The sequence below is a fragment of the Baekduia soli genome, assembly GCF_007970665.1.
GTDB lineage: Bacteria > Actinomycetota > Thermoleophilia > Solirubrobacterales > Solirubrobacteraceae > Baekduia > Baekduia soli.
Genome location: NZ_CP042430.1, coordinates 2,834,980 through 2,859,609, shown reverse-complemented (window position 1 = coordinate 2,859,609; position 24,630 = coordinate 2,834,980). Strand labels below are relative to the sequence as shown.

Sequence of the window (24,630 nt, the reverse complement as noted above, 5' to 3'; positions counted from 1 at the left end):
CCTCCCCCTAGGCTTCGCGCGCCATGGCCTCATCCTCCTCATCGGCGACCCCTTCGCCCCCGACGCTCGACGAGGGGGCGGTGTGCGTCATCCAGCTCGCGGCCGTCAAGCGCGATATCCGGTGCGTCGTGGTCGGCTTCGCCGGCGCCACGGTCCTGCTGCTCACCGCCGAGCGCATCGCCGCCGCGGACTTCAGGTCCGACGCCGACCTGGCCTCCGGCTTCCTGATGCCCGGCGACCCGCACGCGCGGTGGGCCCAGGAGGGCCACCTCACGTTCAGTCCGGACTTCCGCCAGTGCCTGTTCGTGTCCAAGGACGGGTTCTTCGCCGTCCAGCGGCGCGCCTATTCGCGGGCGCCGATCAGCCTGCCCGTGACGATCGCCGGGCCCGGGCAGCGCAGGGAGACCGTCACGCTCGACGTCAGCGCCGGCGGCTGCCGCCTGCCCGCGCCGCCGCCCGACGTCGGCGAGGTGCACCTGTCGCTGCAGCTCCCCACGCGGCGCGCCGACACGCCGGCCGCGGTGGTCCGGCGCAGCGAGCGCGACGTGACCTACACGTTCCTGCGCCCCGACGACGAGGACCGCGACGCGATCTCGGCCATGGTCCTGTCCTGGCATGCCCAGCACCTGCCGTCGGAGGCCGTCGCGCTCATCGCGCGCGCCCACGGCTCGGCCGATCAGCGGTCCGCGTCGCCGAAGACGAGGTAGCGCCCGGGCGCCTGCCGCGTCCATGGCGATCGGGGGCCGCCGAGCGTGGCCGGCGCGACGCGGGCGCCCAGCCGGCCATCGCACTCCGAGCTCCCGGGCAGGGGCGTCGCCGCGCGGAACGTCCCGCCCGCCGGGCGCGTCGTGTACTGCAGGGGCCAGCGCCCGTCGGCGTCGTGGCGCAGCCAGGCGGCGACGGCGTTGCCGTCCGGCGCGAGGGCCACGCTCGCGTCGCCGGCCGAGCGGCCAGGCGTCGAGGCCGCCACGTGAGGCCCGGCGCGGCGGCGGGGCCGCGAGGGCGAGGGCCACGGCCGGCACGGCGGGGCGCCGGTGGGACACGGCTCCGGGTCTGGTGCGCGCCTGGGCGGGGCACATCCGGACGGATGCCCACCGTCGTGCGTGGTTCCCCGCCGGTCCGCCGCCCGCTTGTCTCCGGGAACCAGTGCGACTACGGTCCACAAAGTGGGCGTCCACAGCGTTCCCGCCGTCGCACCCGGCAGCGTCCCCGGCGTCGCGCGCGCCGGCATCCCGCAGCTCGGTCTGGGCTACGACGCCTACGTCTGCGGGCGCTGCGCGCACGTGGTGGCCACGGGCGGCGACGGGCTCCCGGACCCGGCCGCCCAGGTCTGGATCCAGTGCGTCGGGTGCGGGTGGGCGGTCGCGGTCCCCTCGCCGGCCCTGCCGCTCGACGACCTCGCGCCGCAGCCGCCGGCGCCGGCGGCGCAGCCCGCCGACGCCGCGGACTGACGGCGCGAGGCACGCGTGCCCCTTCTGCCGCCCGAACGGCCCGTGGACGACCCCGGCGTGCGGGGAAGGCTCCGGGCGTGGAGCCCCGCCGATGGCACGTCCCGCCGCACCCCGCCCAGCTGCGCCGCATCCGCGCCGCCGTCACGGCCTACGCCGCCGAGGCCGGCATGTCCGCGACCCGGCTCCCCGAGCTGCGGCTCGCGGTGTCCGAGGCGGCCACGAACGCCATGGTCCACGCCTTCGCCGAGGACCGCCCCGGCACGGTGAGCGTCACCGGCGACGTCGACGAGCACGGCGACGTGGTCATCTGCGTCAGCGACGACGGCCGCGGCATGAGCGCCGGCCTCCGGCGCCCCCGGCTCGGCCGCGGGCTGCGCCTGATCTCCGCGCTCACCGACTCCGTCGAGACCCGCACGCGCGCCGGACAGGGCACGCTGCTGCGCATGCGGTTCGCCACCGGCCGCCGTCCGCGGTAGCTCCCGGCCGAGGGGGCCCCGGCGATCCCGGGGACCCCCGGCTCTGGTTGCGGGCCGGCCCGTGGCCCATACTGGCCGCGTGGGCATCACCTTCATCACCGGGGCCAACACGGGCTTGGGCCACGAGACCGCCCGGGCGCCCCGTCGCGCTCGGCCACGCCGTCGTGGTCGGCGCCCGCGACCCCGGGCGCGGGCGGGCCGCGGCCGAGAGGCTCGGGGCGCGGTTCGTGTGCATCGACGTCGCGCTGGACGCGTCGGTCGCCCGCGCCGCCGAGGACGTGCTGGCCCAGGAGGGCCGCGTCGACCTCATCATCAACAACGCCGGGATCATCGGCTCGCACGCATCGGCAGACGAGCTGGCCGGGCCGGACGCGACCGAGCTCCTCGACACGAACGTGGCGGGGATCGTGCAGGTCACGCACGCATTCCTGCCCCTGCTGCGCCGATCGGCGCACCCCGGGGTGATCGACGTCAGCAGCGGAATGGGCTCGTTCGCCATCACCCACGACCCCGACCGGGTGGAGTCCCGGCCGGTCGCCCCGCTGGACACGGCCTCCAGGGCCGCGGTCACGATGCTCACCACCCAGCACGCCAAGGCGCTGCCCGGGATCCGCGTCAGCGCGGCCGGCCCGACTGCACCGCCACCCGACCTCAACGGCCGCACCGGGCCCCAGACGCTGACAGAGGGCACCGAAGCGATCGTCGCGCTGGCGACGGAGGGCCCCGACGGCGGGACGGGACGTTCGTGGATCGCCACGGCGCCGTGCGCAGGTAGCCGGCGGCCGCCGTACAGTCCGCTCGTGCCCGACGCATCGACCGCCGGCCGGACCCCGTGCGCCGGATCCTGATCCTGCTGCTGGCGGCCGCGGGCGCGAGCGTGGCGGTCGCGCCGTCGCCGGCCGGCGCGGCCGTCTGCAAGGACTACGCCGACCAGGCCGCAGCCCAGCGCGCCGCCGACACGGTCGACGCCGATCACGATGGGGTCTACTGCGAGGGCCTGCCCTGCCCGTGCCTGAAGCCCGGCGCGGCCGGCGGCCCGTCCAGGCCGGCGGCGGGCCGGCACCGCCGCCAGGCGTTCCGGCTGGGCGCGACGATCCGGCTCGGCCCGCGGACCCGCACGCACGACTGCGCGGTCCGCGGCCCGCTGCCCGACCCTCGCTGCACGCCGGGTGCCGTCTACGAGCACGCCACCCGGCCGCGCGTCTGCGATCCCGGCTACTCGGCGATGGTCCGCGACGTGTCCGACACGGTCCGCGACCGGGTCTACGCCGAGTACGGGATCGGCCGGCACCGCGCCTCGACCTACGAGATCGACCATCTCGTCCCGCTCGAGCTGGGCGGCAGCAACTCGATCGCCAACCTGTTCCCCGAGGCCGCCTCGCCGGCGCCCGGCTACCACGAGAAGGACCGCGTCGAGGACCGTGCCCACGCGCGCGTCTGCGGCGGCGCCCGGACGCTGCGCAGCACGCAGCGCTCGATCGCGGAGGACTGGACCGTGCTCTACCGCGCGTACGTCCTCCCGCGGGCTTGACATGTCCCGCCCCGGGTCCGGGGACACCAGGGTCGTCGCCGTGACGATCGGGACATCCGAAGGCGACGGGCCTTCGCCGCCCTCCTCCCATGCGCCCCGCAGCCGGAGGGCGGCTTGCCCGCCAGGTGCTTACCGGCCGACGGCGCCGCGGCGCGCCATGCCGCGCGTCAGTGCCAGCCCCAGGGTCAGACCCTCGACCCACAGCGACGCGAGCCCGAGCGGATCGCCCCAGTTGCCGATGTCGTCGTCGGCGCCGGGCAGGCCGGTGGTCCGGCTGAGCACGTAGCCCACCAGGGGCGCGAGCGCCAGGACGCCGACCGCGGCCCACACCCGCCGCGACGCGACGCCCAGCAGCGCCGCGGTGGCGGCGATGCACCCCGCCATCAGCGCGACGTAGAGCCAGAAGACGTAGCGCGTGTCGTGGAACGTGTCGATTGCGTCGAGCAGGTGGATGAGCCCGATGCCGGCCACGCCCACCGCGCCCGCGGCGCGCGCCGCCGTCTCGGCGACGTCGAGGGGCGGAGCGGAGCGATCCTCGGGCATGCCGCAACCGTACGGCGCAGGGGAGTCGGTCAGGCGTCGGGCACCGTGTCGGTCACCCCGTCGCCACCCTCTCGTCCTTCGTGCGGGGCTCGTCCGGCGTCCCGGGCGCCCCGTCGTCGGCGTTCTCGTCCTCGGAGGACGTGCTGGGCACCGCGGGCTGCTCGCTCATGCCCTCGGGCTACCCGCCGGGGCGTGCAGGAACAGCCGCGAGAACTGGATGCCGGTCCTCCGGCGACCCATCACCACCACGGTGGGGGCCAAACCTGCCCAGACCGCCGTGGAGCTGCGCGAAGCGTCCCACGGCGCTCCGCAGTCCTGTCCGTGACAGGACCGGAACCCGGGCGATGCCGCATGCTCGCACGCGGCGGCGGTGATGTCGCGGTCGGATACCCGAGGGCCTCCCATCACGGCCTTCGCCTGCCGAGCTCCTGGCCTCATATCCCGCCAGGAGCCCTGCCGGCAGGAGTGGCTGGCGCCGTCGACCCCGGAACGGGTCGGCGGACCAGCCCCTCAACGACGAAAGCCCCGTAGAGGCCGGGGCTTTCGCAGTACCGCCACGGGGATTCGAACCCCGGTTTCCGCCGTGAGAGGGCGGCGTCCTAGTCCCTAGACGATGGCGGCTCGGGGGCCATCAGAGTAACAAACGGGCGCCCGGCGGCCCGGGGCCGCAGCGTGGCGCCCGTCACCGCTATGCTCGCTGCCTGCCGGCGGATGTGGCGGAATTGGTAGACGCGCACGGTTCAGGTCCGTGTGGGAGCAATCCCGTGGAGGTTCGAGTCCTCTCATCCGCATGCCGACGAGGGCCCTGCCGATGCGGGGCCCTCGGCCGTTGCGGCCCGGCCCGGCCGGTCGCACACCCGTCCGCCCCGCGCGCACGCGGGCGCGCGCCCGCCGACCACCCGGGCGATGGACGTCCGCCTCTCGGAGATCCTCGCCGCGCTCTCCCACGCCCTGGACATCACCGAGGGTCAGCCCCGCGGCCACTCCGAGCGCACGTGCCTCATCGCGATGCGGATCGCCGAGCACCTCGAGCTCGACGACGCCACGACGTCGTCGCTCTTCCACGCCGCGCTGCTCAAGGACGCCGGCTGCTCGTCGAACGCCGCCAAGGTCGCCGCGCTGTACGGCGCCGACGACGCGGCCGTCAAGCGCGACCGCAAGGTCACCGACCACCTCAGCCCGGCGGCCTCGGTGCGCCACCTCGTCCGCGCCACCGCGCCCGGGCGCTCGCCGATGGCCAAGGCGCGCCACCTGCGCCTCCTGGTCGCCCACGGCGCCGGCGGCTCGCGCGACCTCACCGAGCTGCGCTGCGAGCGTGGCGCCAGCGTCGCGCGGTTCATCGGGCTCGACGAGGTCGCCGCGACGGCCATCCGCCACCTCGACGAGCACTGGGACGGGCGCGGCTACCCCGACGGCCTGGAGGGCGACGCGATCTCGCTGTGCGGTCGCATCCTCTGCCTCGCCCAGACCGCCGAGGTCTACTGGCAGGACGGCGGCGCCGGCGAGGCCTGCGACGTCGCCCTGCGCCGGTGCGGCTCGTGGTTCGACCCCGCCGTCGTCGATGCGCTCGTCGCCACGCGCGAGGACGCGGTGTTCTGGGCATCGCTGCAGACGCCGCTGGTCTCCGCGCTGGAGCCGCCCGACCGCGCGCAGTACGCCGACGACGACCGCCTGGACCGCATCGCGGAGGCCTTCGCGACCATCGTCGACGCCAAGTCGCCCTACACCGGCCGCCACTCCCTCGGGGTCGCGGAGATCGCCGTCGCGCTGGCCGCCCGCCTCGGCGACGACGCCGTCGGGCAGCGCGCCATCCGCCGCGCCGCGCTCCTGCACGACATCGGCAAGCTCGGCGTCTCCAACCGCATCCTCGACAAGCCCGGCAGGCTCGACGCCGCCGAGTGGCGGGCGATGCGCCGCCACCCCGAGTGGACGCTGGAGATCCTGCAGCGCATCCCGGCGTTCGCCGCCCTGGCCCAGGTCGCCGCCGCCCACCACGAGCGACTGGACGGCACGGGCTACCACCGCGGCCTGGGCGCCGCCCAGCTCGACCGCCCGTCGCGGGTCCTCGCGGTCGCCGACGTCGCCGAGGCGCTGAGCGCCGAGCGGCCCTACCGCGGTCCGCTGGCGCCCGGCGAGGTCCTGGCGATCATGCGCCGCGACGCGGGCACCGCCCTGGACGCCGGCGTCTTCGCCGCGCTGGAGGCCGCGCTGCCCGCGTGGTCCGCCGCGCCCGCTCGGCGGGACGACGAGCGCGTCGCGGCCTGACGCCGCGCGGGCGCCGGCCCGGGTTCGGCCCCCTGGGCCGACACCCGCAAGCGAACCCGGCCCCCTGGGCCGGCGTTCGCCTAGGCCCAGGACGGCGCGTGGTCCCAGGCGGCCACGCGCAGGTGCTTGAGCACGGCCAGCGCGCGCAGCGTCGGACCGGGGCCCGACGAGGACCGCAGCTCGCCCGTGCGCAGCGCGCCGGCGGCGTCGAGCGTCCCGGTGAACCACCGGTAGGCGTCCTCGGCGGCGCAGCGCAGCTCGAGGCCGCCCGGCGCCGCGGCGTCCAGGCGCGCGCCGCCGTCGCGGAGATCGAGCACGAGCTCGGCGTCGGGCTCGTGCAGCACGAAGCGCACGACGTGGCCGAGGCGTCCCAGGTGCGCCCGCAGCCGTGCGTCGGCACCCAGCGCGGCGCCGAGGCGCCCGCCGAGCTCGCGCTGCAGGGCGCCGGCGTCGGCGAAGCGCGGCGCCTCGCGGCGCGCCCGCAGCGCGGCGAGCACGTCGGCGGCGCTGCGCACGGGCGGCAGCGCGCGCAGGCGCTCCAGGCGCACATCGGCGAAGGCATCGCCGCGCGCGGCGTCGCGGGCCACGCAGGCCGCGTACTGGCGCGCCGCGGCCGCGCCCCACGTCACCGCACGGGCGTCGGCCTCCCAGTCGCGCGGGGCCAGGCGCAGGAGCCAGCCCGCGCCCTCGGGGTCCCGCGCCAGCAGCCCGGGGTCGGCGGCCAGTCGCGGGTTGACGGCCAGGACCGAGCCGCCCACGGGGGCCCAGACGCCGAAGGCCCCCTCCCCCGTGCTGACCGTCGCGGCGTGGTCGCCGGCCTCGAGCACGGCGCCGGGGTCGGGCAGCGACAGCCGCAGGTCGCGGGGCAGGTCACGGGCGAGCGCGCTCGTGACGCCGACGACGACCGAACCCAGCGCCGTCTCGACCCACAGATGGGAGTCCAGCGCGATGCCCCGCGCGGCCGACGCGAAGGCGTGCGGGTCGACCGCCGGCGCCGCGCCGCGGCGCGCTGGCGCCCGGCGCGGCGCGGGCCACGACGGCTCCCAGAGGTCGTCGGGCAGCGGCGCGCCGTGGCGCAGCGCCTCGGCGCTCAGCCCGTCGGCGCGCACGAGCGGCACGTCGTAGCGGGCGGCCGCGGCCACCAGCCGGTCACGGGCGCCGACCTCGCAGCGCGTGGGCAGCGCGAGCGCGAGCACGCAGGCGTGCTCGGCGCGGAAGCCGGTCCGGTGCACCTCGAGGTCGCCCCAGGCGGCGACGGCCCCCACGGCCTGGTCGGCGCGGAAGTTCAGCCGCCGGTCGCCGGGGTCGCTCAGCGCGTACAGGCCGCACATGCAGTCGGCGACGGGCGGCCGATGGCGGGCGTCGCGCGCGCAGACGGCCGTGTTGGCGCCCGGCTCCCAGGCCAGCGCCGCGAACGTCCACGGGCGCAGCAGGCCGTCCTCGCCGACGTGCCAGGCGCGGTAGCCGACGACGGCCTGCAGGAAGTCGGGTGCCTGGCTCACGCCGGAGCCGGCTCGGGCCGGCGCTCGCGCTCGGGCGGGGCCGGCGCGCGCTCGGGGACCGGCTCGGGCGGCGCGGCGGGGCGGCGCACGGGCACAGGCGGCTGCAGCGGCTCCACGCGGATCCGGCGCGAGGGGCCCGGGAGGTCGAGGAGGTCCGGCATCGGCGCGGGAGGCTAGAGACCGCCCCCGATGGCATCGCGCACCACGCGCGAAGGGCTGCATGCCGAGCGCCGGCGCGGCCAAAGGGGTTTGATCCGCGCGCGAGGAGGAAGAACCACGGCAACGACAGCGTCGCGCACCCCACTTCCCCGTCCACCGCACCCGCCCCCGCACCCGGCAATGCCCCAGCAGGTCTCGCACGCCATCGACCGCGATCTCAGCGCCCCCGCGCAGGCCCGCCGAGCCGTGGAGGCCTTCGGCGCCTCGCTGGACCCCGCCGTGGTCCCCGACGCGCGCCTGCTCGTCTCCGAGCTCATCTCCCCAACAGCGTCAAGTACGGCGGCGACGGCCAGGTCGAGCTCATCATCCGCTCCGAGCACCCGCGCCATGTGCACGTCGAGGTCGTCGACCAGGGCGTGGGCTTCGTGCCCGCCGCCCGCAACCGGCCGCAGACCGAGCCCGGCGGCTGGGGCCTGCACATGGTCGAGGCGCTCAGCCGCCGCTGGGGCGTGCACAAGGGCTCGACGCACGTCTGGTTCGAGATCGACCACCGCTGAGCGCGGCGGGCGCGACGGGTCGCCGGCGGCGGGCGCTCCTACAGCAGGACGGCCTGGCGCACGGCGTCGCCGGCGGCGAGCCGGTCGAAGCCCTCGTTGAGGTCGTCGAGCCCGATGCGGTGGGTCAGCAGCTCGTCGACGGGCAGCCGGCCCTCCCGGTAGGCCGTGATGAACCCCGGGATGTCGCGCGCGGGCACGCAGGAGCCCAGGTAGGAGCCCTTGAGCGTGCGCTCCTCGGTGACGAGGCTGACGGCCTGGATGTCCAGCCGCTGCTCGGGGTGCGGCAGGCCGACGGTGACCGTGGTGCCGCCGCGCCGGGTGGCCTCGTAGGCCTGGGCCAGCACGCGGGCGCTGCCCACGGTCTCGATGACCTTGTCCGCGCCGCCGCCCGTCGCCTCGCGCACGGCCTCGACCGCGTGCTCGCCCGCCGTCACCGGCGTGGCGCCCAGGCGCCGGGCGTGCTCGAGCTTGGCCGGCACCACGTCGACGGCAACGATCTCGGCCGCGCCGGCCATCCGCGCGCCCAGCAGCGCGGCCAGGCCGACGCCGCCCAGGCCGAACACGGCGACGCGGTCGCCCTCGGCCACGCACGCGCTGTTGACCGCCGCCCCGACCCCGGTCAGCACCGCGCAGCCGAACAGCGCGGCGATCTCCGGCGGGAGGTCGGCGGCGACGCGGACGGCGGAGTGCGCCGAGACGACGACGTGGTCGGCGAAGGCCGAGACGCCGAGGTGGTGGTGCAGCGCGTGCCCGGGCGCCTCGGGCCGGCTGAAGCGCCGCGCGCCCGACAGCAGCGCGCCGGAGGCGTTGGCCGCCGCGCCGGGCTCGCAGAGCGCCGGGCGCCCCGCCCGGCACGGCCCGCAGGCTCCGCAGGTCGGCACGAACGACAGGACGACGTGGTCGCCGGTGGCGAAGCCGGGGGTCCCGCCCCCGGTCTGCACGACCTCGCCCGCCGCCTCGTGGCCGAGGACCATGGGCATGACCCGCGGTCGCGAGCCGTCGATGACCGACAGGTCGGAGTGGCACAGGCCCGCGGCCTGCACGCGCACCAGCAGCTCGCCCGGGCCGGGCGGCGCGAGGTCGAGCTCGACGATCTCCAGCGGCCGCGACCGCGCGTAGGGCGCCGGGCGCCCCATCTCGGTCAGGACGGCGCCGCGGACCTTCACGCCTGCGCCTCGGCCTGCACGCCCGCCCCGGCCCCGGCCTGCAGGGGCTCGAGCGCCGCGCGGATGGCGGGCGGGATCGGGACGGGGCGCCGCGTCTCGCGATCGACGAAGACGTGGACGAACCAGCCCGTCGCGGCGGCCTGCGCGGCGCCCTCGCGGAACAGGCCGATCTCGTAGCGCACGCTGGAGGTCCCGAGCTTGCCGACCCGCAGGCCCGCGTCGACGACCTCGGGGAACGTCAGCGCCTCGCGGAACGCGCAGTGCGACTCGGCGCAGAGGCCGATCGCGTCGCCCTGCAGGATGTCCAGCCCACCCTCGTGGATGAGGTAGGCGTTGATCACCGTGTCGAAGAACGCGTAGTACTCGACGTTGTTGACGTGGCCGTACACGTCGTTGTCGGCCCACCGCGTGGGGATGGGCAGGTGGTGCGGGTAGTCCGCGGGCCGGGTCATGCACGTCCTCGGAGCATGAGCCGCCGGATCCGGTCGTCGTCGATCCCGGCGGGCTCGGTGGTGGCGACGAACTCATGCAGCAGCGAGGAGAACCACACGGGGTCGTCGTTGAAGGGGAAGTGCCCGCCGCGGGGCAGCACCTCGAGGCGGCTGCCGGGCATCAGCTCGTGCGCCGCGCGGCCGTGCGCGACGGGGATCATCCGGTCCCGCTCGCCCCAGACGATCAGCGTGGGCACGTGCTCGGTCAGGTAGAGCCGGTCGCCGGCGTGCACGCGCTGGCCGGCGGGGTCGATGACCGAGCGCGCGGTGTGCAGGAAGGCCCGGCGCGCCGACGCGTCGCCGAGGGACTGGAAGCCCTCCACCCATCCGCGCAGGTCGGCGCTGGGCCGGAGGCCCAGGCGGGCCAGCGCGCCGCCGACGGCCGCGCCCGCGGAGAGGATGGGTCCGGCGGCCAGCAGCGGCAGGACGTACTCCGCCCCGGGCAGCGTGGCGGCACGCAGCACGAGGCTGACCTCGCCGCCGAGCCCCCCGGAGTCCACGAGCACGAGTCGCTCGACGCGCTCGGGGAACTGGTAGGCGAACTGCATCGCGACGCCGCCCCCGAGCGAGTGCCCGACGATCGTCGCGCGCGGCACGTCAAGGGCGACGAGCAGGTCGCGCAGCCCGCTGGCGTGCGCGCCGAGCGAGTAGTCGCCGGGGGGCTTGGCCGAGCTGCCGTGGCCGAGGAGGTCGGGGGCGATGACGGTGTGCCGGGCGGCGAGCAGCGGCAGGACCGAGCGCCAGGTCCGCGAGCTGGAGGTGATGCCGTGCACGAGGACGACCACCGGCCCCTGCCCGGCCTGGTGGTAGGTCACCGGGTGGCCGTGGAGCTCGATCTCCCGGGGGGTGGGCGCCATGCCCCGAACATAGCCGACCGCCCGCTCCCGGCAGCCGCCTCGGGAGGGCTCAGCGGGCGGGCACGCCGGGCACGGGCAGGGCGCACTCGGTCATCACGTCGGCCAGCGGGCGCGGGGGGCCCAGGTGGTAGCCCTGCCCGAAGTCCACGCCGTGGCGCAGCAGCAGCGCGATCGTCGCGTCGTCGGGGACGAACTCGGCGACCGTCCGCTTGCCCAGCCCGCGGGCGATCTCGGTCACCGCGGAGATCACGAGCCGGTCGGTGGCGTCGCGCCCGGCGTGCTTGACGAACTCGCCGTCGATCTTGAGCACGTCGAACGGCAGGTGCTTGAGGTAGTAGAAGGACCCGAAGCCCGCCCCGAAGTCGTCCAGGGCGAAGCGGCAGCCCAGCGCGCGCACGGCCTCGGCGAAGCGGCGCGCGCGCGGGATGTCGGACACCGCGGCGGTCTCGGTCAGCTCGATCGACAGGTCCTCGGCGGCCACCCGTGCGGCCTCGAGCTCGGCCGCGATGAGCCCGGGCAGCTCCGGGTCGCCTGTCGACAGCCCCGACACGTTGACGGCCAGCGCCATCCGGCCGCCGGCCTCGCGGACCTCGCCCATGGAGCGGATCGCCCGCCGCAGCACCCAGCGGTCGATGGCGCCGATCGTCCCGAAGCGCTCGGCGATCGACAGGAACGTCACGGGCGGGATCGGGTCGCCGTGGTCGTCGAGCATGCGCACGAGCACCTCGTGCTGGACGACCTCGTCGCGCGCCAGGTCGACGACGGGCTGGGCGTAGAGCACGAAGCGGTCCTCGTCCAGCGCGCGGTCGATGCGCTGCAGCCAGTCCATCCGGGCCTTGATGCGCGGCTGCTCGAGGCCCTCGGAGCGGTAGAACGCGACGCGGTCCTTGCCGGCCTCCTTGGCGTCGTACATCGCCAGGTCGGCGTTGACGAGCATCGCCTCCGCGGTCCCGGAGGCCTCGTCGAACATCGCAACGCCGATCGACGCGGTCACGTTGCCGGCGTGCTGGCCGCCGAAGCCGGCGGCCTGCTCGCGGACCGCGGTGACCAGGGCCTCGGCGACGGTCGCCGCCTGCGCCGCCGTGGCGCCGGGCAGCAGCACGGCGAACTCGTCACCGCCCAGCCGCGCGAGGAGGTCGCCCTCACGCAGGCGCCGGCGCAGCGCCGTCGCGCAGCCCACGATCAGCTCGTCGCCGGCGGTGTGCCCCAGCGTGTCGTTGATGTACTTGAAGCCGTCGAGGTCGATGACCAGCAGGCCGCCGGCCGCCGCCGGGCGCCGTGCCGCGACCAGGTGGGCGTCCAGCGCCTGCTCGAAGCCGCGGCGGTTGAGCAGCCCGGTGAGCGGGTCGTGGTCGGCGAGGTGCTGGAGGCGGTCCTCGTACTGGCGGCGCTCGGTGATGTCCTGCACCTGGGCCAGCACGTGGGACGGGTCCCCGGAGGGATGACGCACGAGCGTCGCGCGCGACTGGACCCAGACCGTGTGGCCGTCGGCGTGGACGATGCGGTGGTCGACGGCCACGTCGCGCACCGAAACGCGGGCGAACTCGCGGCGCACCCGCTGGGCGTCGGCCGGGTGGACGTAGCTCAGCGGCTCCATCTCGCCGATGGCCTCGGTCGAGTGGCCGGTGATGGCGGCCAGCGCGTCGTTGGCGCGCATCATGCGCCCGTCGAGGGCGACGAGGCACATGCCGATCGGCGCGCGGTCGAAGGCGACCTCGAAGCGGCGCTCGGCGGCGCGGGCCTCGCGCAGCGCCACGTGCTCGTCGGTCACGTCGCGGACGATGTTGATGACCCCGGCGATCTCGCCGTCGCCGTCGACGTAGGGCGCGCAGGTGATCCCGAGCTCCAGGCCGCTGGTCGGCGCGATGCACTCGACCTCCTCCGTGCGGCCCGCCAGCGCCGCGCGCATCGCGGGCTCGAGGATCGCCAGCGTGTCGGGCGGGACGATCTCGTCGATCGTGCGGCCCAGCACCTCGCGGCGGTCGACCGCGAAGGCCGAGCCGCACCCGCCCTCGAGGTCGCGGCAGCGCAGGTCGCGGTCGTAGACGGCGACGATCGCGCGCGGCAGGTTGCGCAGCACGACGCGCAGGCGCTCCTGGCCGGCGCGCAGCTCGCGCTCGACGGCGGCGCGGCGGTCGTGCACGGCGCGCTCGTCGGTCACGTCGCGGCTGATGCCCTCCAGGCGCCGCAGCTCGCCGTCGGCGCCGGCCACGCAGTCCACGCGCGTCCGCAGCCGGCGCAGCTCGCCGTCGGCGCGGCGGATCGTGAACTCCAGCTCGGCGTCGCGGCCCTCGAGGATCGCGCCGCGGGCGGCCTCGAGCACCCGGCGGCGGTCCCGGTCGCCGACGACCGCACCGCGCAGGAAGTCCGACAGGCGCGGCGTGGCCTGCGCCTCGTCCACGCCGTAGATGCGGCGCAGCTCGGGCGACCAGTGCAGGACGTCCTCGGCGGGCGTCCACCACCAGGAGCCGGTGTTGGCGATGGCGTGCGCGCGCTGCAGCTCGTCGGCGCGGCGCAGCTGCTCGGTGACGTCGAAGGTGACGGCCATGGCCTCCGGCGGGCCGCCGGGCTCCGTGGGCAGCGGGGCGAACGCGGTGCGGTAGGTGCGGCCGTTGGCCGACGTGCGCTCGATGACGCGGCGCTCGCCGGCCAGCGCGGTCCGGTAGTGGTCGGACAGGTCGGCGCCGCCGGTGCCGGCCGAGAGCTCCTGCACCGTGCGCCCGACGATGCGCTCGGGGTCCCAGCCCGCGGCGTCCAGCGCGTCGCCCCCGGCCATGACGAAGCGCAGGTCGGCGTCGACGACGAACGCGGCGGTGTCGGGCAGCGCCCGCACGAGGCTGCGGTGGCGCGCCTCGCTGCGGCGCAGCCGGCGTCGGTCGTCGCGGCGGCGCAGCGCGTGGCGCACGGCGCGGCAGAGCACCCGCCCGTCGACGTCGTGCTTGACCATGGAGTCGGTGACCCCGGCGCGCTCGGCCCGCTCGTCGAGGGCGCGGTCTCCCACGCCCGTCAGCAGGATCACGGCGGCGTCGGGATCGGCGGCCAGCAGCTTGCGCGCCCCGTCCAGGCCCTCGCCGTCGGGCAGGCGCTGGTCGAGGATGACGACCTCGGGCGCCCGGCCCGCGACGAGCTCGCGCATCTGCGCCAGCGTCTCGGCCTCCAGGACGTCGACCCCGCGGCCCAGCCCTTCGGCCAGCCAGATCGCGGCCAGGCCGCGCGAGGCCGGCTGGCCATCGACGACCAGCACCTGGACCGGGTCCGGGACATCCATCGCCCCCCTCATCGGCACGCCGTGGGCAGACCTGAATGCTGAGCGGTCGCTGCGCGGTCAGCGCCCGGGCGGCCCGAGGGCGTCCTCGACCTCGCCCAGGCGCGGCGGATCGGCCCCCGCGCGCGCGCAGGTCAGCGCGGCCACCCGGGCGGCGAACGTCGTGGCCTGCACGACGGCGCCGGGATCGGCCAGCGCGCCGGCGCCCAGCCCGCGCGCGTGCCACCAGGCGACGAAGCCGCCGCCGAACGCGTCGCCGGCGCCGATCGTGTCGACGACCTCCACGAGCGGGGCGGCGACCGCGTGCTCGGCGCCCGGGGTGAGCACGAGCGCGCCCTGGGCGCCGCGGGTGAGCAGCACCACCGCCGGCCCGGCGTCCAGGAGCGCGCGGGCGGCGTCGGCGGCCGGGCGGCCCGGGTCCAGCCAGGCGAGGTCCTCGTCGCTGACCTTGACGACGTCGGCGCCGGACAGCACCCGGCCCAGCCGCGCGCGGTAGGCGGCCTCGTCGCGCACGGCCCAGGGGCGGCAGTTGGGGTCGACGACCACGAGCGCGCGCCCGCGCAGGTGGGCGACGACGGCCTCCATCGCCGCCGCGACGGGCTCGAGCGCCAGCCCGAGCGTGCCGACGTGCAGGACGTCGACGGCGGCGGGGAGGATCGCGAGGGCCTCGCCGGGCTCCAGCCCGGGCGCTGCGGTGCCGTGGTCGTAGAAGCTCCAGCTCGCGGCCGCGCCGTCCTGCAGGTCGGCGAAGGCCAGCGTCGTGGGGTCGTCGGTGCGCACGACGGCCTCCAGCGAGACCCCGTCGCGGGCCAGCAGCGCCTCCAGCGTGCGGCCGGGGCGGTCGCGCGAGAGGCGGCCGAGGTAGGCGACGGGGCGCCCGAGCCGCGCGATCGTCCGCGCGGCGTTGAACGGCCCGCCGCCGGGGCGGCCGCGCAGCCCGCCATCGTCCTGCGCCCAGAGGTCGTAGAGCGCCTCGCCGCCGACGAGCACGAGCCCTCCCCCATCGCCGGTCGGCGCGCCCACGGCCGCGAGCGTACCTCGCCGGGGACCGCGCGCGGCCGCGGACCCCCCGGCGCGGCGCGGCGGTGCGATGATCGGTCGCATGGCAAGCATCCCCAGGGTGATGGGCGTCGTGCTCGCCGGCGGCGAGGGCAAGCGGCTGGCGCCGCTGACGGCCCACCGCGCGAAGCCCGCGGTCCCCTTCGGCGGCAACTACCGCCTCGTCGACTTCGCGCTGTCCAACCTCGTCAACGGGGGCTGCCGCCAGATCGTCGTGCTCACGCAGTACAAGAGCCACTCGCTGGACCGGCACATCGCGACGACGTGGCGGCTCTCGCCGCTGCTGGGCAACTACGTCACCCCGGTGCCGGCCCAGATGCGCCACGGCCCCTACTGGTTCGCGGGCTCGGCGGACGCGATCTACCAGAACCTCAACCTGCTCTACGACGAGAAGCCCGACTACGTCTGCGTGTTCGGCGCCGACCACATCTACCGCATGGACCCGCAGCAGATGGTCGAGCAGCACATCGCCGGCGGGGCGGCGGTCACGGTGGCCGCCCTGCGCGTCGGGCTCGAGCAGGCCGACCAGTTCGGCGTCATCGAGGCCGCTCCCGACGGGCGCACGATCTCGGCCTTCCGCGAGAAGCCGACCGACGCGGTCGGCCTGCCCGACGCCCCCGACCGGGTCTACGCGTCGATGGGCAACTACGTCTTCACGACCAAGGCCCTCATCGACGCGGTGACCGAGGACTCGCGCGACGAGGCGTCCAAGCACGACGCGGGCGGCAACATCATCCCGATGCTCGTCGCCCGCGGCGAGGCGCAGGTGTACGACTTCTCGACGAACGAGATCCCAGGCGCCACCGGCCGCGACCGCGGCTACTGGCGCGACGTCGGCACGCTGGACGCCTACTACGACGCGCACATGGACCTCATCTCGGTCTCGCCCGTCTTCAACCTGTACAACAGCGACTGGCCCATCCTCACCTGGCCCGACCCGCTGCCGCCCGCGAAGTTCGTCTTCGCCGACGAGGACCGGATGGGCCATGCGCTGGACTCCATGGTCTGCGCGGGCGTCATCGTCTCCGGCGGCACGGTGCGCCGCTCCATCGTCTCCCCCGGGGTGCGCGTGCACTCCGGCGCCGAGATCGACGACTCGATCGTCCTGCACCACGCCGACATCGGCCGCGGCGCCGTGGTGCGCAAGGCCATCATCGACAAGAACGTGCGGATCGAGGCCGGGGCCCGGATCGGCGTCGACCCCGAGGCCGACCGCGAGCGCTTCACGGTCTCCCCCGGCGGCATCGTCGTGATCCCCAAGGGCGTCACGGTGACCGCCTGATGCACGTCGCGCTGCTCACGCGCGAGTACCCGCCCGAGGTCTACGGCGGCGCGGGCGTGCACGTCGAGTACCTGGCCCGCGAGCTCGCGCGCCTGCAGGACGTCACCGTCCACTGCTGGGGCGCGGACCGCCCGGCCGTCGCCCCGGGGGGCCCCGCGCGGTCGCCCACCGCGCCTGGGGCGCGCTGGACGGCGACGCGACCTACCTCGATGCGCTGCGCGCGATCTCCATCGACCTGACGATGGCCGCCGGGGCCGAGGGCGCCGACCTCGTCCACAGCCACACGTGGTACGCCAACCTCGGCGGGCACCTGGCCGCGCTCGTGCACGGCATCCCCCACGTCGCGACGGTCCACAGCCTCGAGCCGCTGCGCCCGTGGAAGGCCGAGCAGCTCGGCGGCGGCTACGCGCTGTCGAGCTTCTGCGAGCGCACCGCGCTGGAGGCCGCCGACGCGATCGTCGCCGTCTCCCGCGGCATGCGCGACGACCTGCTCGGCGCCTACCCCGCGATCGACCCCGCGCGCGTGGAGGTCATCTACAACGGCATCGACACCGAGCAGTACGCGCCCGACGCGGGTACGGACGTCCTGGAGCGCCACGGCATCGACCCCGGTGCCCCGATCGTGGCGTTCGTCGGGCGCATCACGCGCCAGAAGGGCCTGCCCCACCTCCTGCGCGCCGCGCGCGACCTGGACCCCGCCGCTCAGCTCGTGCTGTGCGCCGGCGCGCCCGACACGCCGGAGATCGGGGCCGAGGTGGCCGCGCTGGTGGCCCGGCTGCAGGCCGACCGCGGCAACGTGGTCTGGCTGGACACGATGCTGCCGCGGCCCGAGGTCATCCAGATCCTCAGCCACGCGACGGTCTTCGCGTGCCCGTCGATCTACGAGCCGCTCGGAATCGTCAACCTCGAGGCCATGGCCTGCGAGACCGCGGTGGTCGCGACGGCCACCGGCGGCATCGTCGAGGTCGTCGACGACGGCGACACCGGCCTGCTCGTGCCGTTCGAGCCGCGCCACGACGGCACCCGCGAGCCCCGCGACCCCGAGGCGTTCGCCGCGGCGATCGCCGAGCGCCTCGGCGCGCTGGTCGCCGACCCCGCGCGCGCGGCGGCGATGGGCCGGGCGGGCCGCGAGGCCGTCGTGCGGCGCTTCGCGTGGGACGCGATCGCCCAGCAGACCAGCGCGCTGTACGGCCGCCTGGTGGGGTGAGCCGCGGCGCCCCGGCGCCCGCGGTCATCATGGGCGGCGTGGACGACCGCACGCAGGCCCCCGCCCCGCTCGAGATCCGCGGGGCCGCCACGGGGCTGCTCGACGACCCGCTGCTCATGCAGGCCCGCGGCGCGGGCCGCGGCGCCGAGCTCGTGTGGCGCGCGCGCCTGCGCGACGACGACGGCCGCGTGTGGCGGGCCACCGCCCCCGCGCCCGAGGGGCTCGGCGACGCCTGGGTGCCGTCGAAGGTCGCCCCGGGGCCGATCGCGGCGCTGGCCTCGCTGCACCCCGTGGCCATCGAGGTCCGCGTCCAGGCCCCCGACGGCCGCGCGGCCACGCGCGAGCTGACCCGCGTCCTGCTGGGCGACGGCGTACGGCGACGGCGCTGGCGCGACGGCCTGTCGGCCGCGCTCTTCCTGCCCGCGGCGCCCGAGCCGTGCGCCGTCGTGCTCGCCGACGCCACCGCCGGCGACGGCCCGGCCGCGGTCGCGGCGCTCGCCGCCCCGCTGCTGGCCTCGCGCGGCGTCCTGGTGCTGGCCGTGACCGCCGCCCGCGGCCGCCCGACGCCGGCCGAGCAGGTGCAGGCGGCCGCCGCGCGCCTGGGCGCCGTTCCCGGCGTGCGCGCCGTGCGCACGCTGCGCGTGGCCGGCCCCGCGGACGCCGGCGGCGACGGTGCGCCGGTCGTGGTGCTGCCGCCGGGGATCGCGGTCGCCGTCCCCGACCCCGCGGCCGTGGCGTGGCGCGCGGCGGCGTGGGACGCGCTGCTGGCCGACCTCGGCGCGACGGCCCGCCGGCGGTCGGAGCGGGCCTGAGGGCCGGGCGCGCCGGCACGGGCCGGCGCGCCCGCCGCCGGGTCAGCCGGGCAGCGGCTCTGGCGTGCGCTGCGCGTTGGAGTACGCCTCGGCCGGCTCGAGCATGCCGCGGATCTGCTCGCGCATCTCCGGGGTGTCCTCGTGCCCGTGCACCGATGCGGCGTGCTCGGCCGCGGCCCGGATCACCTCGTCGGTCTCACCGATGATCGTCAGCGAGCAGTTGCTGTCGCTGGGAAAGCGACGGCAGTCGGCCATCATCCGCGTCATCGCGGGTACCTCCTTCGGTCGCGCCGATGGTCCTCCCGCGCCACGACCGCCGTCAACCCCGCCCGGCGGTCTCTGCCCTAACGGGCCTGCCGGACGCGCAGCCGGTAGGCCACGTGGGCAGGCTTGACGCGCTCGATGAGCCGCGCGACCGCGGCCTGGCGCTCCTGCGGGATCGGCGTGTCGCAGTAGACGACGAACGACGGCGCGGGCGCGGGCTCCAGCGCCTCGGGGTCGACGGCCCAGGCGACGCCGCCGGCCTCCTCGACGCGGAACGGGAACTCCGGGAAGCCGAGCGCCAGCGCCAGCTCGAGCCCGCGTCGCGTGCCGCGCGCCCGGCCCAGCCCGGCGGCGTTGCGGACGATCTCGCGGCGCTCGGACGTCGGCTGGGACTCGTTGAGCTCCAGGCCCAGCCAGCTCGTGACGAGCTCGAGGACGTCGGCAGGCGCGAGGTCGGGGCTGAAGTGCGCGGGCAGCGCGTCCAGGAGCCCGACGATCGGGTCCAGCGACTGCTCCAGCGCCTCGAGGAAGCGCATGGTGAAGTCGTCGTCCTGGTAGATCGACGGCATCCGCGAGCGCAGGATCGCGCGCGCGGAGGCGACGGCGGGCGCCGAGCGCGAGCCCGTCGAGCGGGCGAACCGCACCGTCCCGAAGCCCGGGCCGGTCAGGAACAGGTCGTCGGCGGCCAGGCCTCCCTCGCCGCCGGCCGCGGCGGCCGTCACGAACGCCAGGTCGGCGGCCGCCCCGTCCTCGTCGCCGTCGCCGTCCTGCGCGACCGGCGGCGGCGCCTCCCCGGGCGGGCCGTCGCCGTCGCCGGGGCGATCGTCGTCGGGCGGGCTCACGTCGCCTCGTCGTGCGTGGCCTTGATGATGTGCGTGCCCGAGGCGATGAGCTCGGTCGGGCCGAGCAGGATCTGGTTGCCCGCGGGCTTGGCCGACTGCTCGCCCGTGCGCACGTCGGTCTCGTAGATGCGCAGGATCTTGACCTGCTGCACCCCGTCGACGGCGTGGACGATCCCGTGCAGCTCGCCCGCGCTGAGCGTGCGCCCGAAGCCCCAGCCCGGCCCGGGGCCCGTCGGCGAGCCGCCCACGATCGGGTTCAGGTACGTGTAGAGCGCGTGGATGACGTCCTGCTCGACGCGCTGGGGGTCGGCGAGGATCGAGGCCTGGAGGTTGGCCACGACGCTGACCCCGCGGAACGTCGCGGGCAGCAGGTGCACCGTCGTGCCGACGAGGCGATGGGCGTCGAGGTAGCCGGCGACCTCCGTCAGCAGGTCCTCGTCGGGCAGCAGCTCGTCGTGGGCCAGACGGCGGTCCGCGGGGTCGACGCGCGGGACGATGTGCACGCCGATCGCGTGGCCCTCGCGCGGCGGCACGCAGACGACGCGGCCGACCCGCGGCGAGGCCTCCAGGCACAGGTACTCGAAGTCCTCGGCGGTCACCGCGCGGTGGCGGGAGCGGATCTCCATCGCGGCACGGTGGCGGGCGCTGTCGAGCGTCTCGGCGTCGACGCCGCCGCGCGCCGGCGCTGGGTTGCGGACCGTCGCGACGCCGGGGATCGGGCTCCTGAGCACGGTGAGCGCGCCCGCGGCGACGTTGCCGACGCGCCCGCCGCCGCGGCGGTAGGTCGAGAAGCGCACGGTCGCCCCCTTCTCGGGCACCGCGCCGTACTGGGTCCAGCGGCCGTCGGCCTCCCGGATGGAGGGGCCGAAGGCGACCTCGCCAGAGACGAGGTCGAGGTGGAAGTGGCGGTCGTGCTCGCCGCTCTCGACGAAGGAGTCGCGCGGCTCCCACGGCTGCCAGGTCTCGGCGCCGGGCGCGCGCAGCTCGAGGCGCTCGTCGGGCGCCAGCGGCAGCACGGGCGCGTGGCGCACCGTGAAGCACTGGCCCGGCGTCCCGTCGCTCTCGCCGAGCACCTCGCCGCGCTCGCGGGCCGAGTGGGCGGCGGGCAGCATCGCGCCCACGACGCCCGCCGTGACCTCGTAGACCTCGGGCGGCAGGTTGAAGATCGTCGCGCGCGCGCCGCTGCGGGTGTGGTCGTGCACCCGGCAGCGCACCCAGTGGCAGCGCTGGCCGGCGAAGGAGCGCGCCGCGCTGCGCGACGGCAGCTGCAGCTCGACCGCGCCGCTGCCGTAGTTGAAGCCGCCCGTGGTGTCCTCGAGGACCTCGGCCTCCAGCCAGTCGCCGTCGGGTCCCGAGACCTCCCAGCGCAGCGGCGGGTCCTCGGGGTCCACGCCGGCGCCGCGGGCCGGCGAGCACTCGACGTCGATGCGCACCGTCAGCCGCGCCAGCGGGTCCTCGAAGCCGACGTACAGCGCGTCGCCGACGGCGGGGGGCTTGCCGAACGCGGCCTGGTCGGGCCCCGTCGGGCGCGCGACGCCGCCGGCGACCTTGACGTTGCGCGCGGTGCCGCCGTGCTCGACGACGTAGGCCGTCGGGGCCAGCGGCGCGATCGTGATCGACTCCGTGGTCTGGAAGATGATCGACTCGTCGCTGGCCGTGCGCAGCGTGCCGACCTCGGTGTCGCCCGCCGGGATCGTCACGGGCTCGGTCGGCGTGCCGGCGAGGCGGAAGCGCAGGTCGGCCGTCGCGGCGCTGGGCGGGGCGAGCCCCAGGCCGAGCAGGTCGAGCAGCGCGACGTGCAGCTTGTCGGGCACCCGGTTGACGCGGTAGACGAGCATCTCGGTCATCCACGCGAACAGCTCGATGAGGGTGATCCCCGGATCGGAGACGTTGTGCTCGGTCCACTCCGGACAGCTGCGGTGGATCCGCAGGCGGGCCTCGTTCACCAGATCCTGGAAACGGCGGTCATCGAGAACGATCTGGGAGAGAGCCACGCGCCGCGATCCTAGTTGCGGGCGGCCGCGGTTGCACGGGGATTCCGGTCGCCCGTATGCTGGCGACGTGGAACCCGCCGCGATCGACCAGGCGGTCCAGACGGAGCGCGCCACGCGCGTCCCGTTCCAGGAGCCCGCCCATCGGCAGCACCGCCCGGAGCACGGCACGGTCGCGGGGCTCGGGGCGGCCGCGGGCAACCAGGCTGTCGCTCGCGTCCTCGCGCGGATGCACGACGGCGAGGGCATCCTGCAGGGCGGCGTGGTCCATCCGGACGTCCAGGCGGCCATCGGCCTGGCCCACGGCGGCGGGCGCCCGCTGCACGAGGGCACGGCCGGGCGGCTCTCCGAGGTCCTCCAGGACCCGCTGCACGACGTGCGCGTCCACGACGGCCCGGAGGCCGCGATGCTGGCCCGCGCGGTCGCCGCGCGCGCGTTCACGGTCGGCAACGACATCTTCTTCGGCGCGGGCGAGTACCGGCCGGGCACGGCCGACGGCGACCGGCTCATCGCCCACGAGGCGACCCATGTCATCCAGCAGCGGGGCGCCCCGGCCGCAGGGCCGCTGACCGTGTCGGACCCGGGCGACGCGCTCGAAGTCGAGGCCGAGGTCCTGGCGCGTGGCCTCGACGGCTGAGCCGACCCACGACTGGTTCAGCTTCCTCGACGCGCGGGTGGCGACCGCGGTGCGCGCCGCGGCGCTGCGCGACACGAGCCCCGACGAGGCGCTTCGCGGGCTCTACATCTCCGACGAGCAGGCGCTCGCGCTCGCCGACGAGGCCGGGGCCATCGGCGCGCAGCCGCGGCTGGAGCGCGCCGCGCAGCGCCTGGGCCTCGACGCCCTGGACGCCGCCGTGCTCGCCGTCTGCGCCGCCCCCGAGCTGCACCCGCGCTTCGGGCGGCTGTTCGCCTACCTGCAGGACGACGTCACGCGCCGGCTGCCCAGCCCGCGGCTGGCGGCCGACCTGCTGGCCGGCGACGGCATCGAGCCCGGCGAGGTGCTGGGCTGCTTCGGCCCGCGGGCGCGCCTGAGCACCTGCGGCGCCGTGCGCCTCGTCGGCTCCGAGCCCTCGGTGCCGCTGGCCGAGCGCGCGGCCAAGCTCGGCGACCGCCTCGCGGGCTTCCTCCTCGGCGCCCCGGCGCTGGCGGAGTCCGGCGCCCCGCTGCCGCTGCGCCGCCTCGCGCCCCAGCCCATGCCGGAGGGGCGCGACGACGCCCTGGCGCGCATCGCCTCCCTGCTGGGCTCGGGCAGCGCGCTGCCCGTCCTGGTCTGCGGCCCCGACGCCGGGCCGCTGGTCGCCGCGGCGGCCGGGCGCCCCCTGGTCCTCGTCGACGCCCGCACCCTCGAGGACCCCGTGGTGCTGCCCGACGCCGTGCTCGCGGCGGCGCTGGAGGGCGCGGTGCTGTGCCTCGACGGCCTGCGCGACCTGGCCCCGCCCGAGCGCGCGCGCGTCATCGCCGCCCTCGACGCCCACCGCGGCGCGATCGTCCTGCTGGCCGCCTCGGGGGCCGAGGCGCTGGCCGTCAACGCCCGGGCCGTGCTGTCGGTCGAGGTCCCCCTGCCGGGCTTCGCCGAGCGCCGCCAGGCCTGGGAGCGGCGGACCGGCGGGGCCGACGCCCACGACGTGGCCGCGAAGTTCCGGCTCTCGCTGCAGCAGATCGACGACGCGGCCGAGGTCAGCCTCGTCGCCGCCCGCGCGGCGGGCCGCGGGCAGCCGTCGCCCGCCGACCTCGACCTCGGGGCGCGGCACGCGTCGTCGTCGCAGCTCGGCGAGCTGGCCACGCGGCTGCCGGCCGGGCCGGTGTGGGAGGAGCTCGTGCTCCCCGACCGCCAGCGCGACCGGCTGCGCTCGATCTCGGCCTACCTGCGCCACCGCGACCGCGTCCTGTCGGACTGGGGCTACGAGCGCACGGTGGCGCGGACCCAGGGCATCAAGGTGCTCTTCGCGGGCGAGTCGGGCACGGGCAAGACGATGGCCTCGCAGGTCCTGGCCTCCGAGCTCGGGCTGGACATCTTCCGCGTGGACCTGGCCACGGTGGTCTCCAAGTACATCGGGGAGACCGAGAAGAACCTCGAGCGGATCTTCGGCGCCGCCGACGGGTCCAACGCGATCCTGTTCTTCGACGAGGCCGATGCGCTGTTCGGCAAGCGCTCGGAGGTCTCCGACGCCCACGACCGCTACGCCAACATCGAGGTCGCCTACCTCCTGCAGCGCATGGAGGCCTATCCCGGCGCGGTGATCCTGGCCACGAACTTCAAGCGCAACATCGACGACGCGTTCCTGCGCCGCCTCGACGTCGTCGTCGACTTCCCGTTCCCCGAGGCAGAGGACCGCCGGCGCATCTGGGAGCTGCTGCTGCCCGCCGAGGCCCCGGTGGACGCCGACCTGGACCTCGACTTCCTCGCGACGCAGTTCAAGCTGTCGGGCGGCGCGATCCGCAACTGCTCGCTGGCGGCCGCCTTCCTGGCCGCCGACGAGGACACCGCGATCGGGATGCGCCACCTCGTGCTCGCCGTCGCCCAGGAGTACGCCAAGCAGGGCCGCCTGACGCTGGAGGCCGACTTCGGCGGCTTCCACGACCTCGTGCGCATGCGGGGGACGGTCGCATGAGCGGGCGCGGGCGCCCCGACCCGGCGCGGCGCCCGGAGCCCGGTGGCGCCCGGGAGGCCGCGCGGCCCCCGCGCGCAGCGGCGGCGGCCACGCCGTCCGCCCGCGCGCTCGGGCTGCAGCGCGCGGTGGGCAATCGGGCCGCGACCGCCCTGCTCGCGCGCTGGCGCAGGCATCCCGATCCCGAGCAGAAGGGCGTCATGGTGCCCGACGTCGTCGAGGACGAGCACACGCACTTCAACCCGCCGCAGAACGCGTGACGCGCCCTTGGCGCCCGCGCGTGCGACCGGGATACTCGGAG

General features: G+C 76.4%; 24 protein-coding genes, 2 tRNA genes and 1 pseudogene. 14 read left to right on the top strand and 13 right to left on the bottom strand.

Annotation, left to right across the window (positions count from 1 at the left end; all coding sequences use genetic code 11):
• The first annotated feature begins 23 nt into the window (after window positions 1–23).
• Complete coding sequence (locus FSW04_RS13560; protein WP_146920081.1) at window positions 24–707, top strand: PilZ domain-containing protein; 684 nt, start codon at window positions 24–26, stop codon at window positions 705–707.
• Here the strand turns inward: FSW04_RS13560 and FSW04_RS13555 are convergent.
• Window positions 677–928, bottom strand: a complete 252-nt coding sequence (locus FSW04_RS13555; RefSeq protein ID WP_146920079.1) for a hypothetical protein — start codon at window positions 926–928, stop codon at window positions 677–679. The genes FSW04_RS13560 and FSW04_RS13555 overlap by 31 nt on opposite strands.
• A gap of 238 nt (window positions 929–1,166) precedes the next feature.
• Between FSW04_RS13555 and FSW04_RS26040 the strand changes: the two genes are divergently transcribed.
• From FSW04_RS26040 to FSW04_RS13540, 4 genes are all read left to right on the top strand, one after another.
• Window positions 1,167–1,451, top strand: a complete 285-nt coding sequence (locus tag FSW04_RS26040; RefSeq protein ID WP_187368761.1) for a hypothetical protein — start codon at window positions 1,167–1,169, stop codon at window positions 1,449–1,451.
• Between the two features lie 77 nt (window positions 1,452–1,528).
• Complete coding sequence (locus FSW04_RS26035; protein WP_187368760.1) at window positions 1,529–1,927, top strand: ATP-binding protein; 399 nt, start codon at window positions 1,529–1,531, stop codon at window positions 1,925–1,927.
• Between the two features lie 164 nt (window positions 1,928–2,091).
• A complete protein-coding gene (locus FSW04_RS13545; RefSeq protein WP_407652936.1) occupies window positions 2,092–2,775 on the top strand; it encodes an SDR family NAD(P)-dependent oxidoreductase in 684 nt (227 codons plus the stop codon).
• A complete protein-coding gene (locus FSW04_RS13540) occupies window positions 2,760–3,458 on the top strand; it encodes a hypothetical protein (RefSeq protein ID WP_146920075.1) in 699 nt (232 codons plus the stop codon). Before FSW04_RS13545 ends, FSW04_RS13540 begins: the two co-directional genes overlap by 16 nt.
• Window positions 3,459–3,587: 129 nt before the next feature.
• On the opposite strand, the gene FSW04_RS13535 is transcribed toward FSW04_RS13540, so the two are convergent.
• Both FSW04_RS13535 and FSW04_RS13530 read right to left on the bottom strand, forming a co-directional pair.
• Window positions 3,588–4,001 (bottom strand): hypothetical protein, encoded by a 414-nt coding sequence (locus tag FSW04_RS13535; protein WP_146920073.1) that lies wholly within the window; start codon window positions 3,999–4,001, stop codon window positions 3,588–3,590.
• Between the two features lie 549 nt (window positions 4,002–4,550).
• A tRNA-Glu gene (locus FSW04_RS13530) sits at window positions 4,551–4,622 on the bottom strand.
• 86 nt (window positions 4,623–4,708) lie between these two features.
• Between FSW04_RS13530 and FSW04_RS13525 the strand changes: the two genes are divergently transcribed.
• A tRNA-Leu gene (locus FSW04_RS13525) sits at window positions 4,709–4,792 on the top strand.
• A gap of 115 nt (window positions 4,793–4,907) precedes the next feature.
• Window positions 4,908–6,266, top strand: a complete 1,359-nt coding sequence (locus FSW04_RS13520; RefSeq protein WP_146920071.1) for an HD-GYP domain-containing protein — start codon at window positions 4,908–4,910, stop codon at window positions 6,264–6,266.
• Window positions 6,267–6,346: 80 nt separating this feature from the next.
• Here the strand turns inward: FSW04_RS13520 and FSW04_RS13515 are convergent, their stop codons facing one another.
• Together FSW04_RS13515 and FSW04_RS26030 are read right to left on the bottom strand one after the other, a co-directional pair.
• Window positions 6,347–7,768: a glycine cleavage system protein H gene (locus tag FSW04_RS13515; protein WP_146920069.1), complete on the bottom strand. Its 1,422-nt coding sequence runs from the start codon at window positions 7,766–7,768 to the stop codon at window positions 6,347–6,349.
• Entirely contained in the window at window positions 7,765–7,929 is a 165-nt protein-coding gene (locus FSW04_RS26030) for a hypothetical protein (protein WP_187368759.1), read from the bottom strand. Before FSW04_RS26030 ends, FSW04_RS13515 begins: the two co-directional genes overlap by 4 nt.
• Before the next feature lie 387 nt (window positions 7,930–8,316).
• On the opposite strand from FSW04_RS26030, the gene FSW04_RS13510 reads away from it, so the two are divergent.
• Window positions 8,317–8,484, top strand: coding sequence for an ATP-binding protein (locus FSW04_RS13510; RefSeq protein WP_146920067.1), 168 nt, complete (start codon window positions 8,317–8,319; stop codon window positions 8,482–8,484).
• 38 nt (window positions 8,485–8,522) lie between these two features.
• Here the strand turns inward: FSW04_RS13510 and FSW04_RS13505 are convergent, their stop codons facing one another.
• From FSW04_RS13505 to FSW04_RS13485, 5 genes are read right to left on the bottom strand one after another with little or no spacing between them, the layout of a single operon-like run.
• Entirely contained in the window at window positions 8,523–9,650 is a 1,128-nt protein-coding gene (locus FSW04_RS13505; protein ID WP_146920065.1) for a zinc-dependent alcohol dehydrogenase family protein, read from the bottom strand.
• Window positions 9,647–10,102 (bottom strand): acyl-CoA thioesterase, encoded by a 456-nt coding sequence (locus FSW04_RS13500; protein WP_146920063.1) that lies wholly within the window; start codon window positions 10,100–10,102, stop codon window positions 9,647–9,649. Before FSW04_RS13500 ends, FSW04_RS13505 begins: the two co-directional genes overlap by 4 nt.
• Window positions 10,099–10,998, bottom strand: a complete 900-nt coding sequence (locus tag FSW04_RS13495) for an alpha/beta fold hydrolase (RefSeq protein ID WP_146920061.1) — start codon at window positions 10,996–10,998, stop codon at window positions 10,099–10,101. Before FSW04_RS13495 ends, FSW04_RS13500 begins: the two co-directional genes overlap by 4 nt.
• A 49-nt stretch (window positions 10,999–11,047) precedes the next feature.
• Window positions 11,048–14,266: an EAL domain-containing protein gene (locus FSW04_RS13490; RefSeq protein WP_187368758.1), complete on the bottom strand. Its 3,219-nt coding sequence runs from the start codon at window positions 14,264–14,266 to the stop codon at window positions 11,048–11,050.
• A gap of 57 nt (window positions 14,267–14,323) precedes the next feature.
• On the bottom strand, window positions 14,324–15,286 hold the full coding sequence (locus FSW04_RS13485; RefSeq protein WP_187368757.1) for a PfkB family carbohydrate kinase: 963 nt from the start codon (window positions 15,284–15,286) through the stop codon (window positions 14,324–14,326).
• Between the two features lie 79 nt (window positions 15,287–15,365).
• Between FSW04_RS13485 and glgC the strand changes: the two genes are divergently transcribed.
• From glgC to FSW04_RS26025, 3 genes and pseudogenes are all read left to right on the top strand, one after another.
• On the top strand, window positions 15,366–16,604 hold the full coding sequence (gene glgC, locus FSW04_RS13480; RefSeq protein ID WP_146920055.1) for a glucose-1-phosphate adenylyltransferase: 1,239 nt from the start codon (window positions 15,366–15,368) through the stop codon (window positions 16,602–16,604).
• 91 nt (window positions 16,605–16,695) lie between these two features.
• Window positions 16,696–17,811: pseudogene (gene glgA, locus FSW04_RS13475) on the top strand (glycogen synthase); the annotation flags it as partial.
• On the top strand, window positions 17,808–18,623 hold the full coding sequence (locus FSW04_RS26025) for a hypothetical protein (protein ID WP_187368756.1): 816 nt from the start codon (window positions 17,808–17,810) through the stop codon (window positions 18,621–18,623). The pseudogene glgA and the gene FSW04_RS26025, both read left to right, overlap by 4 nt.
• Window positions 18,624–18,665: 42 nt before the next feature.
• On the opposite strand, the gene FSW04_RS13465 is transcribed toward FSW04_RS26025, so the two are convergent.
• The 3 genes from FSW04_RS13465 to FSW04_RS13455 all read right to left on the bottom strand — a co-directional run bounded on the left by FSW04_RS13465 (window position 18,666) and on the right by FSW04_RS13455 (window position 21,723).
• Window positions 18,666–18,890: a DUF1059 domain-containing protein gene (locus FSW04_RS13465; protein ID WP_146920053.1), complete on the bottom strand. Its 225-nt coding sequence runs from the start codon at window positions 18,888–18,890 to the stop codon at window positions 18,666–18,668.
• Between the two features lie 77 nt (window positions 18,891–18,967).
• On the bottom strand, window positions 18,968–19,729 hold the full coding sequence (locus FSW04_RS13460) for a phage tail protein (RefSeq protein WP_146920051.1): 762 nt from the start codon (window positions 19,727–19,729) through the stop codon (window positions 18,968–18,970).
• Window positions 19,726–21,723, bottom strand: a complete 1,998-nt coding sequence (locus FSW04_RS13455) for a putative baseplate assembly protein (protein WP_187368755.1) — start codon at window positions 21,721–21,723, stop codon at window positions 19,726–19,728. Before FSW04_RS13455 ends, FSW04_RS13460 begins: the two co-directional genes overlap by 4 nt.
• 67 nt (window positions 21,724–21,790) lie before the next feature.
• Between FSW04_RS13455 and FSW04_RS13450 the strand changes: the two genes are divergently transcribed.
• The 3 genes from FSW04_RS13450 to FSW04_RS13440 are packed head-to-tail and all read left to right on the top strand — an operon-like array spanning window position 21,791 to window position 24,589.
• Window positions 21,791–22,357 (top strand): eCIS core domain-containing protein, encoded by a 567-nt coding sequence (locus tag FSW04_RS13450; protein WP_228430461.1) that lies wholly within the window; start codon window positions 21,791–21,793, stop codon window positions 22,355–22,357.
• The gene (locus tag FSW04_RS13445) at window positions 22,341–24,332 is read left to right on the top strand and encodes an AAA family ATPase (RefSeq protein ID WP_146920045.1); all 1,992 of its coding nucleotides are present in this window, start codon (window positions 22,341–22,343) and stop codon (window positions 24,330–24,332) included. The genes FSW04_RS13450 and FSW04_RS13445 overlap by 17 nt, the downstream gene beginning before the upstream one ends.
• Window positions 24,329–24,589 carry a hypothetical protein gene (locus FSW04_RS13440; protein WP_146920043.1) on the top strand — a complete coding sequence of 87 codons (261 nt, stop codon included), beginning with the start codon at window positions 24,329–24,331 and terminating at the stop codon, window positions 24,587–24,589. Before FSW04_RS13445 ends, FSW04_RS13440 begins: the two co-directional genes overlap by 4 nt.
• The last annotated feature ends 41 nt before the right edge of the window (window positions 24,590–24,630 follow it).